This is a genomic window from Streptomyces sp. NPDC086080 (genome assembly GCF_044540255.1).
Lineage (GTDB): Bacteria > Actinomycetota > Actinomycetes > Streptomycetales > Streptomycetaceae > Streptomyces.
Window position 1 is genome coordinate 63,951 of the sequence record NZ_JBITRU010000013.1, and the last position, 10,455, is coordinate 74,405.

Genomic DNA, 10,455 nt, shown 5'->3' on the forward strand with positions numbered 1-10,455 from the left:
GGTCCGGCACGGCGCCGGCGGACGGTATGAACCGGCCCGGCACGGCGCCAACAGGAGGACGGGGTGACGGGCCACGGCGGGGCGCCGACAGCGACGGGGACACGAGGGTGGTGCCGGCCGGAGGAGGGCGGGGGGCGGGGTCCGGTGGAGGGCTAGCGGAGGCCCGCGCCCGTTTGCAGCTCCGCGCGGGCTCGCTTCACCAGGCCGTCCGCTCCGCAGGAGCGTGCCAGGGCCAGACCGCGTTCGAGGTCGGGGACGGAGCGGGCGAGGATGCCGTACTCGACCCGGGCCGCCGCGTGTTCGTACTGGCAGGGAGAGGACTCCAGGTAGGTGACCGCCTGGGCGGCGAGGCGGACCGCGCGCTGCCCCGTCTCCAGGGCCGCCGCGACACGCAGCGCCTCTCCTATCGCGGTGTCCGTGCCGAGGCGCTCGGCGTGCCGGCGCATGTCGACGGCCAGCCTCGCGGCGCGGGCGGGGTCCTCCGTGGCGAGGGCGCGGGCCAGGTCGCCGGCACCGAAGACGTGCACGGGGTTGTGGTGGCCGCGGGCGGCCGCCGCCTTCTCCGCCGCCTCCAGTTCGTTGATGCCGTCCTTGGTGCGGCCGACGGCCAGCAGCAGCCTGCCGCGCACGGAGCGCGGGTCGGGCAGCACGATGGTGGACGGGTAGGGCGGTGTGAAGCCGTGCCGTTCCGCCATGGCCCAGGCCTCGTCCACATGACCCCGGGCGAGCAGGGTGTCGACGAGATTGCAGGTGGCCGTCCAGTACAGAGGCAGTCCGCGGCCGACGCGCTCGGCGAGGCGCAGTGACTCACGCAGCGACGCCTCCGCCGCCTCCAGCCTCCCCCTCCTGCGGTGCGCGAGACCGACGTAGGCGTGCGCCAGGACCAGGTGGCCGCCGCCCCAGCCCGCCGTGTCGTAGGCGTGCAGCGCTTCGCTGAAGAGGCTTTCGGCGCGGTCGAGGCGGTCCGTGTAGGCGTAGGAACTCGCGAGCATCAGCAGGAGTTCTATGCTCCACTCGGAGTCGGTCCAGCCGAGGCCCGGTGCGAGGCGGCCGTTGACGAGGGCGCGGTCGCAGACCTCGGCGACCTCCTCCGCGTTCTCCCCGCGCATCATGGCGTCGAAGCCGCGCAGGATGAGCAGCGCCCGTTCGGAGTTGTCGCGTCCGGTACAGGTGGCGGCGAGCCGGACGAGCCGCTCGGAGCGGCCGGGGGTGATGGTTTCACCGGCGTGGATGCCCTCCCACATGAACTGCACCGCGTGCAGCCTCATTTGGGCAGGGCCGGAGGGGAGCCGGGCCGCCTCCGCCTCGACCGTGCGGACCGCCTCCTCCATCTGGTCGTTGTGGAGCAGCGCCTGGGAGAGCCGGATCACGGCGTCCACGCGCCGGTCGCCGTCGAGGCCGGGCATGCCGAGCGCGGTCCGCAGATGGCCGATGGTGCGGGCGGGTGCGGTGAGGAAGGCGGCGCTGCCCAGTTCGTACAGGACGTGCGCGTGGACCTCGGGGCGGGGCGGTTCCTCCAGCGCGCGCTCCAGGCAGCGGCGGGCGGCGTCCGGGGCGCCGACGGCGAGGTGTTCGCGGGCGGCCTCGCGCAGTTGCCAGACGAGTTCCTCGTCGTCGTCCGGGTGCACTTCGAGGAGGTGCCGGGAGGCCGCGGCGGCGCCGCGCCCGGAGTCGGTGACGATCCGGGCGGCTATGCCGTGCATGGCCCGGCGCAGGGCGTCGGGGATGGAGTTGTAGACGGCCGTGGCGATGAGGGGGTGGACGAACTCGAGTTCGGCGGGCCGGGGACCGCCCGTGGCGGCCGGGTCGGGAGCGGTGAGGATGCGGGCGCTGCGCAGACGTTCGGCGCAGCGGGCGGCGTCGTCGGGGGTGAGGGTGGCGAGCCGGGCCACCAGGCCGACGGTGATGTCGGTGCCGAGGATGGCGGCGGCCCAGGCGAACCGGGTGGCGTCTATGCCGAGTTCCTCCAGGCGGGCGACGAGGCCGCCGCCGCGGGCGGAGCGGTTGAGCTCGCGCAGTTCACCGGCGTGGGCCTCGACGGGTTCGAGTTCGCTGTCCTGGACCTTGGCGAGGAGTTCGACGGTCTCGTAGGGGTTGCCCGCGGTCACCGCCCACACCTCGCGGCAGAATGCCGCGTCGGCGTTCTCACCGAGGGTGGCGCGGGTGAGTCCTGCCGCGGCGTCGGGGGTGAGAGCGCTGAGGGTGGTGACGGGGCGGTCGGCCGCGGCGGCGACGCGGTCCAGGTACCGGGCGGCCGTCCCGGAGATCTCACCGGGGCGGCGGGCCACGACGACGAGCACGGACAGGTCGGCGAGGCGTTCGGCGAACACGGCGAGCCAGTAGAGCGTTTCCTGGTCGGCCCAGTGGGCGTCGTCGATCAGCAGGACCAGCGGCCAGTCCCGGCGGGCCAGCCGGCGCACGGCGGCCACCAGGCCCTCGCACACTCCCTGCGGGTCGGCGTGCCGGTCGCCGGGGTCGGCTATGCCGAGGGCGGGGCCGGCGATGTCGTACCAGTCGCCGAGGTACTCGCGGGCCTCCTCCGGCAGCATCGACACCAGAGCGGGCTGCAGGAGTTGGCGTACGACGTTGAAGGGGACGGAGCGCAGGGTCTCGCCGCCGCGGGCGGACCAGACGGTGCAGCCGCGCTGTTCGGCGATGCGCCGGGTCTCGGCCAGCAGCGCGGTCTTGCCCAGCCCCGCCTCGCCCCGGAGCACCAGCAGGCTGCCCGGCGAGGAGCGGTCGGCGCACAGGATGTCGACGGCCTCCGCTATGGCGGCGACTTCCTCGTCGCGCTCCCACAGGGAAGCCGAGGGAGCCGCCGGGGGCCGTACCTCCGTCATCCCGCTGCCTCCCAGAGTCGCCCGAATGACGTACCGCTCTCGAGCCTAGTCCCCCTCCCGCCCGAACGGTGGCCGCTCGGGACACGTGTTGCCGTGACGGGTGACACGGAGCACGACGAGTCGACGTGGACCACTCCTCACCAGGGGTCCTGATGGTCAACAGCTGTCAAGGGGGCGGGGGTTGAGAAGCACCGGAGGGGTGCGACACCGCCGCGGGAGTGACGGGTGCGCGGGGGCGGCCGGAGGTGCCGCGCGGGGCGGCCACGCGGACGGCCACGGGGACGGGGCCCGCGGCCGCGGGAAGGGGAAGGACCCCGTCCACGGACACCGTCCACGGATGCGGGGCAGGAGCGGGGCGCGTGGGCGGGGCAGGGGGCGGGGGGCGGCGGGGCAGGGCGCGGTGGGCGGGGCAGGGGGCGGGGCGCGTGGGGCGGGCCGGAGTGGGACTCTCTCATACGGCTTTCACCGTCGCCTCATACGGTGGGGGCATGACGCAGGTGACTCCTCCCGGGTGGTACCCCGACCCCGGGCAGACGAATGACGGACCGGCCACCGAACGCTGGTGGGACGGCGCGGCCTGGACGGACCAGGTCCGGCCGGCGGGGTCGGCCGCCGCATGGGGTCCGCCCGCGCCGGTCGCCGCGGCCGGTCCGGCGTACCCCGCCTACCCCGTGTACCCGGCTCCGCCGCCGCCCGGCCGGGGACACAAGGTGCGGAACGGGATAGCCGTCGCCGTGGCCGTGGCCGTACTGGCGAGCATCGGTGTGGGCGTGTACGCGCTGACGGACGACGGACCGGACCGGGCCGCCACGGCCTCGCAGGCACCGGAGGGCCGGGACGACGGCTCCGAGGGCGAGGAGCCGGGGCCGGACGGACCCGAGCCGCCGCGGATCGAGAGCGGGTCGGTGACCGACTCGCTGAGCGGCATCAGCCTGCCCGTCCTGGACGGCTGGTACGGGCAGGAGCTCCAGGTGGGCGCCTCGGTGACGTCGGAGGACTCGTACGACTGCCCCGGCAACACCGAGAAGAGCTGTACCAAGGGCGGTGCGTACTCGGCGCCCGCCCTGGCGCTCGGCAGCCGCGGCTCCACCGCCGAGGAGGTCGCCAAGGCGGACATCGCCGCCAACGCGGAGGAGAGCTACGGCGGGGACGCGTACGGGAAGATCACCTCGCACGACGTGCTCGCGTCGAAGGCCGTGACCGTCGCCGGACAGAAGGGCTATCTGGTGCGCTGGAAGGCGGTCACCAGCAAGGGCTCCGACGGGTTCGTGCAGTCGCTCGCCTTCCCGTCCCCGGCGCAGCCGAAGCAGATCGTCGTGGTGCGCGTCGGCGTGGACACCGACCAGACGCAGGCCGTCCTCGACGAGATCACCGAGGGCATCGAGGTGGCGTCGGGCGGCGGCGGCAACGGGCAGGACGTCTGAATCGTCAGGTCGCGGCCCGGATGGGCGGCGTGCGGGGCCCTGGACCGTGATCGGCCCCGCCACGGCGGGGAACGTGTCCTGATGCCGCGTGTCCGACGGCCGGGTGGGGCGTCGCTCCGCTCAGGAGTGCCCCACCCGGCCGGGCCCCGTGCCGCCCCGTCCCCACGGTGCGGCGCGGCCGGGCCGATGTGGCGATCCTGCCGGGACTCGGTCCGTCCGGGCGGCGCACCGGCTCACCCCCGCCAGGTTCCGTCGCGCAGGGCCGCCTCGGTACCGGCGAGGTAGACGGCGGTGGCGAGCCACTGGGCCGCGTACCGGTCGGGGCCACCGTCGTCGAGGCGGCCGAAGACGTCACGGGTGCGGTGCGCGGCCACCGCGCCGAGCGCGGCGACCAGCCGCGCGCCGTTGACGAAACCGCCGCGGTGCAGCGCGGCGACGTGCTCGCGGTGATCGTCGGTACGTGCGGGTTCCGCGGCGGCCCGGCGTCCGCCCGCAACCGCCAGTTCGACCAGTCGGCGCACGCGCCACAGCGGTGGGTCGCCCGCGGCGACGCCGGAGCCCACGAGGACGGGCCCGTCCGGGACGGGCAGGTCCGGCGGGAAGTGATCGTCCTGGAGACGGTCGTAGCCGAGATCGGCGCGGCCCTGCCAGTCGTGCGGCAGACGCAGGGTCGCCGCGGTGCCGGGCACCGGGGCGACGGCGAGTGGGTGGAGGGCTGCCGCGCGGCCCGCCGGGACGCGGCCGGCGACCCGGATCCGCAGCCCGGGACGGGCACCGAGTCGCCGCAGGTTGGCGGTGTGCGCGAGGCCGGGGTGGTGGTGGGCGGGGGTCAGCCGGACGAACGTCCCCTCGTGCTCGGGCAGTACCCGGGCCAGCAGGTCATCGCCGTCCATGGCGAGCACTTCCACATCGCGGACGGTCAGCGGTCCGGCGCGTCCGGCTCCGTCGGAGTCGGCCGTGGGGAACGCCGGGAACCGCTCACCGCCGGCCGGTGCCGTCCGTGCGCTCACGGTCCAGGGCCGTCCGGCGGCGAAGGTGGCACGGACGCCGGGTTCCGGCAGCAGCCGGCCGTCCGGGGCGACGGTCGCCCCGGTGAGGACGAGGCCGCCGCGGGAGAGCCGGAAGTGGTCACTGAGGAAGGTCCGGATCGCGACGTGGGCCCGGCCGGTGCGGCGGGCCCGGGCCGGTCCGCCGGGCTTGACGTCGGGGAGTGTGTACCCGTGGCCGTCGTCGTCGACGAGATGGGTGACCACCCCGCCGAGACCGCCGGGACCGATGACCGGTTCGCGGCAGACGCCGTACAGCCGCAGCGGCCCGTCGGGGCGGTGCAGCCGGCGGGCGGTGCCGATCAGTTCGGGGTCGGGGTCGGACGACTTCAACCGGTGGGTGACGAGGAGAAGTTCACCGAGTGCGGAGACCAGCGCGGCGAGGGCGCGCGGTCGGTGCGGATCGCGTACGTCCCGCAGGTGGCGCACCACGGCGAGGGCGGCGGTCTCCGAGCGGCGCAGCCCCGCGAGGCCGGCCGTGTGGGCTGCGCGGAGCAATTCGGCCTGAAGGACCGCTCCCGCGCCGCCCGTTCCGGCGGACAGCACGGTCGCGGCCGCCGCCCAGAGCCCGGAGGCGGCCCGGACCTGCTCGGCGGAGGGGCCGGTGGGTCCGGCGGCCGGGTTGAGGGTGGGGCCCGCCGCCGGGGTGGTGAGGGGGATGTCGTCGGTGGGGTGGGCCGGTGTCGGGGGGTGGTGGACGGTGCCGGCCACCGGACAGGCGGTCAGCAGGGCCGCGCGGTGCAGGCAGCGCGGGGCCAGCAGACAGGTGCAGTCGACCTGTCCGGCTTCCGTGAGTGTGCCGGACGGGCCGGGGGTGAGGGTCACCCAGGTGTCCTCGCCGCAGCGGACGCGCAGGGTCGCGGCCCCGGCGGTGACCGGTGCGCCGGCCAGAGCCTCGACGGCCGCGTCAAGACGGCCCCGCAGACGCGTGGTCAGGCTCTCCACCGCGGCGGCGACCACCTCCGGTGCGGCCGGTGGGAGGGGGACGGAAGGGGTCATCGGGTCGCTCCGCGGACGCGTTCGCCCACCCAGCGGGCGAGTGAGAGAGGGCTGAGGGCGGCCACCGGCATTCCGGCGGCGACGAGTTGCCGGGCGACCGGCACCGAGTAGCGGGGCACTCCCTCGTCGTTCAGGGCGGCGCAGCCCAGCAGCTGGACACCGGAACCGACCAGGGACTCGACCTCGGCCAGCAGGCCGTCGACCCCGAACCCTTCCTCGAAGTCGCTGACGACCACCATCAGCGTGCGGTTCGGCACCTTCACCAGCGTGCGGGCGTGCGCGAGACCCGCCGCGATGTGCGTACCGCCGCCGACCTTCACCTCCAATAGCAGGGAGAGCGGGTCGTCGACCCGGTCGGTGAGGTCGACGACCTGTGTGCTGAAGGTGAGGAAGTGCGTGGAGAGCATGGGGGTCCCGCCCAGTACGGCAGCGGTCAGCGCCGACCAGATGACCGCGGCCTGCATCGATGCCGACACATCGACGACCAGAATCAGCCGCCAGTCGTTCTGCCGGGCGGTGCGGGTCGTGAACACCGGCCGTTCGGGGATGACTTCCACTCTGCCGTCCTCCAGCCGGCGACTGTGGACGAGGTTCTCCCGCAGGGTACGGGCCAGATCGAGCCGGCCGCCGGGACGCCGGGTGGGACGCGGTGTGCTGAGTCCGGTCAGCGTGGGGCGCAGCCGGGTGGCGAGCTCGCGGGTGAGTTCCTCGACGAGCCGCGCGACCAGCGGACGGAGGTGCGCGATCCGCTGCTCGGGCATGCCGCGGGCCAGCGTGAGCACGGCGGAGAGCAGTTCCACGGACGGACGGACCGACGCCGGGTCGAGGTGGGCGATCACCTCCGTGCGGCCGTTCGCGGCGGCGCGTCCCAGGACCTCTTCCCGGATGTCCGCGCCGAAGAGAGCTTCCAGGTCCTCGGCCCAGTGGCGCACGCTCGGGTACCCGGGGTCGTCCTGGCCTCCGGTGAGCGCGTCCGTGTCGCTGCCGGGGGCCCCGGTCCCCGCCCTCCCCTCTCCCGCACCGCCGTCCGTATCCGCGTCCGCGTCCTCGACCGCGTCGCCCGCCTGTCCGTCCGGTCCGAACAGCTCGTCGAGGGCACGGGCGTAGGGCAGCAGGTCAGGGGGAAGTCTCGTGCGTTCGCGGCCGAGCAGCAGCCGCCAGCGGTCCGTGGGGCCGAGCCGTGGAGTCCCGTGTTCCGTACCGCCGGTGCCGGACGCCGGCGCCTCCGCCGTGTGCGGCGGCCCGTCCGCGACGACGGACACTCCGGAACGCACCGACCCCGTGTGCCCGGGACCGGCCGGATCCACGCCCGGGAAACCGGCGGGCCCCCTGTCCGGACGACCGGCAGAATCCGTATCCGGACAACCGGCCGAATCCACACCCGAGAGACCGGCAAGCCTCGCCCCCGGACAACCAGCCGAATCCACGCCCGGAAGACCAGCCGGATTCGCGCCCGGGAAACCGGTGGGCCCCCTCTCCGGACGACCGGCAGAATCCGTGTCCGGACAACCAGCCGAATCCACACCCGAGAGACCGGCAAGCCTCGCCCCCGGACAACCAGCCGAATCCGTGTCCCGGCAACCAGCCGAACCCACGCCCGGAAGACCAGCCGGATTCGCGCCCGGGAAACCGGCGGGCCCCCTCTCCGGACGACCGGCAGAATCCGTGTCCGGACAACCAGCCGAATCCGCGCCCGGGAGACCGGCGGGCCCCCTGTCCGGGCAACCGGCCGGATCCACGCCCGAAGGACCAGCCTGATCCGTGGGCGCGGGATTCTCCGGCTCCGCCAGTCCCCACTCGCTCAGCAGCGCGAACCCCGCGTGGTCGGCCTCGGCCCAGCGGCCGGCCTGCTCGGCGGGCGCGCCGAGCCGGAGGTCGGGCCGGTCGCCCAGGCGTTCGGTCACGGCCGTCAGCAGGCGGCCCCGGCCTTCCGGGGTCAGTGCCCGGAAGCCGCCGCGCAGGGCGGTGAGCCGGTCGAGGAAGTGCCGGTCGCTCATCGTCTCGACGCGTTCCAGCAGCGGTTCGAGGGCCGCGGGTGCGGACTCGATCAGTGGTCCGGCGGCGATGAGCACTCCGGTCAGCCGGCGTTCCAGCCGGTGCCGGCCGTCCGGTGCGGTCGCCGAGTCGACCCAGGCGGCCAGCCTGCTGCCCAGCAGGTCGGAGCTGTCGAGGTCGAGCAGCACCCGGGCGGCGAGGGACGCTCCCTGCACGAGTGGCGAACCGGTGCGGGAGAGCGCGTACAACTCGCCGTCCAGGCGCAGGCCGAGGCGGTCCTCGCCGCTTCTGACCGCCAGGGTCACGACGGCGACCGCGTCCTCCGTCTCGTCGCTGCCGGCCAATCCCGGCAAGGCGCGGACGGCGGCGTCCAGCAGGGTGCCGGAGAGCGCGGTCGCCCGGTCGCGTGTCCGCCGGGTGGTGCCGGGCAGGTGCTCGCGCCGTATCGACTCCAACAGGTCCAGGGCCTTGAGGAGTTCGGGCAGGGTGGCGGCGGTGGGCAGTATCCGTGCGGCCTCCGTGAGGCCTTGGCCGACCAGGGCCGGCAACGCGCACCGGGCCGCCGCGTCCAGGAGGCCGATGACCCGGGCGGGGGTGGTTCCGTCGGCCTCGCAGGCCCGGCGGTGGTTCTCGCGGAGGGTGCCGTCGGCCGCCTGGGCGGCGGTGACGCCTCTGGCACCCACCAGGTCGAGCCGGGCGGCGACCGACGGGGTCCAGGCGGCCTGCCAGCGTGTGGTGAGCGCGCTTCCCTCCCTCGCGGCGGCCACCCCGGCCGGCTCCGCGTAGCCCACCCCGCACGCCATGAGACGCTGGAGCAGGATCTCGCGCCGGGCGTCGAGGGAGGAGCGCAGCGGCGAGAGCCGGATCTCCCGGGGGTCGGGGCTGTGCGGCCCGGGCAGCCGCAGGGCGGCGAGTTCCGCCTCCACCCACGGTCCGAGGCCGGACCGGGGTGTGCCGGGCGCGAGCCGCCCGCGTCCGGTGCCGACCAGCACCGGTTCCAGGACCGGGTCGAGAGGCCGGCCCCGGCCCAGTACGGACGTCACCGCTTCCCGCAGTTCGCGCCGGCCGGGTGCGGGAAGGCCGCGCAGGCTGCCCAGGTCGCAGGCGAACCGCAGGGTCTCGATCGCCTCCCCGGTTCCCGCGGTGTGCCCCGACGCGCGGATCTCCCGGCAGATCTCGGTGACGAGACGGGCCGCGGTGTCACGTATCCGGGCGGGGTCTCCCCCGGCTTCGAGCACCGCCTGCTGCCAGCGGGGGTCGCGGACCCCGGCCGGGTAGCCGGAGCGTGAGTCCAGCAGGGCGGCGGCGTAGGGCACGAGCGAGGTGACCACCGCCCGGCCCGGCCCGTCGGCGACGGAAGCGACGGGCGCGGCGGGCGCGACGGCGACGTCCCGCTCCCCCTCGTGGGTCAGGGCGGGTGCGTGGAAGGCACCGGTGACCGCGGCCACCCGGCGCTTGCCGAAGGCGGTGACCACCTGGCGCATGTGTGCCTCGCGGGCGAGGTCGACGTCCGTGATCCCGCCCCGGGCCCGTAGGTCCTGGCGCAGTACCAGGCCGAAGCCGAGGGCGGCGCGGCGCACGGCCTCCGGGGTGCTGCCGGGGGCCAGCGCCTCGACCGCACGGTCCCACAGCGCGTCTGCATCGAGTCCGGTGCCGTCAGCGCCGGTGGCCGCACCGGATACCGCACCGGTGGCCGCCCCGGCCGCGGGGCCTGCCGCCGGGCCCGATGTCCACCCCGGGTCCGCGAGCGGCAGATCGCAGCAGATCACCTCCGCGCCTCGTTCCCGGGCCCAGCGGATCGCCGCGAGTTCCGGCGAGAAGTCGGCGAGGGGGTAGAAGCGCAGCTGTCCGTTCTCGTGGGCACCGGTCAGTGCCACGGGCGCGACGGTGCGCGGATCGGAGAGGTACGGCAGCCACGGCTGGAAGTCGGCCGGCAGCTCGACGCAGACGACCTCGGCGTCGGCGGCCTCCAGCAGCCGGGGTACGGCGACGGCCAGCGCGGGGCTGTGGTGCCGTACGCCGATCAGACGGGGCCGGGTGCGGGCGGCCAGTGCGGCGGTCTCGTCAGGTGCGCTCATGGGTCCCAGCAGGCGTTTCGGCGGGGACGGCCGTACGCGACCGGCCGTCCCCCTTCTTCTCGTGCTCCCGGTT

General features: G+C 75.2%; 4 protein-coding genes. 1 reads left to right on the forward strand and 3 read right to left on the reverse strand.

Translation table 11 applies throughout. The features are described 5' to 3' along the window. Nucleotides 1-152: 152 nt before the first annotated feature. Nucleotides 153-2,840: an ATP-binding protein gene (locus tag ACIF9R_RS17695; RefSeq protein ID WP_399980560.1), complete on the reverse strand. Its 2,688-nt coding sequence runs from the start codon at nt 2,838-2,840 to the stop codon at nt 153-155. Between the two features lie 488 nt (nt 2,841-3,328). On the opposite strand from ACIF9R_RS17695, the gene ACIF9R_RS17700 reads away from it, so the two are divergent. Beyond that, the gene (locus tag ACIF9R_RS17700) at nt 3,329-4,264 is read left to right on the forward strand and encodes a DUF2510 domain-containing protein (protein WP_399980562.1); all 936 of its coding nucleotides are present in this window, start codon (nt 3,329-3,331) and stop codon (nt 4,262-4,264) included. 233 nt (nt 4,265-4,497) lie between these two features. Here the strand turns inward: ACIF9R_RS17700 and ACIF9R_RS17705 are convergent, their stop codons facing one another. Together ACIF9R_RS17705 and ACIF9R_RS17710 are read right to left on the reverse strand one after the other, a co-directional pair. Next, nucleotides 4,498-6,309, reverse strand: a complete 1,812-nt coding sequence (locus ACIF9R_RS17705) for a hypothetical protein (RefSeq protein ID WP_399980565.1) — start codon at nt 6,307-6,309, stop codon at nt 4,498-4,500. Beyond that, entirely contained in the window at nt 6,306-10,382 is a 4,077-nt protein-coding gene (locus ACIF9R_RS17710) for a DUF5682 family protein (protein WP_399980567.1), read from the reverse strand. The genes ACIF9R_RS17705 and ACIF9R_RS17710 overlap by 4 nt, the downstream gene beginning before the upstream one ends. Nucleotides 10,383-10,455: the final 73 nt, after the last annotated feature.

Excerpts from the sequence above, each read along its gene's own strand:
- ACIF9R_RS17710 (WP_399980567.1), bottom strand. The coding sequence starts at position 10,382 with ATGAGCGCACCTGACGAGACCGCCGCACTGGCCGCCCGCACCCGGCCC.
- ACIF9R_RS17700 (WP_399980562.1), top strand. The coding sequence starts at position 3,329 with ATGACGCAGGTGACTCCTCCCGGGTGGTACCCCGACCCCGGGCAGACG.
- ACIF9R_RS17705 (WP_399980565.1), bottom strand. The coding sequence starts at position 6,309 with ATGACCCCTTCCGTCCCCCTCCCACCGGCCGCACCGGAGGTGGTCGCC.
- ACIF9R_RS17695 (WP_399980560.1), bottom strand. The coding sequence starts at position 2,840 with ATGACGGAGGTACGGCCCCCGGCGGCTCCCTCGGCTTCCCTGTGGGAG.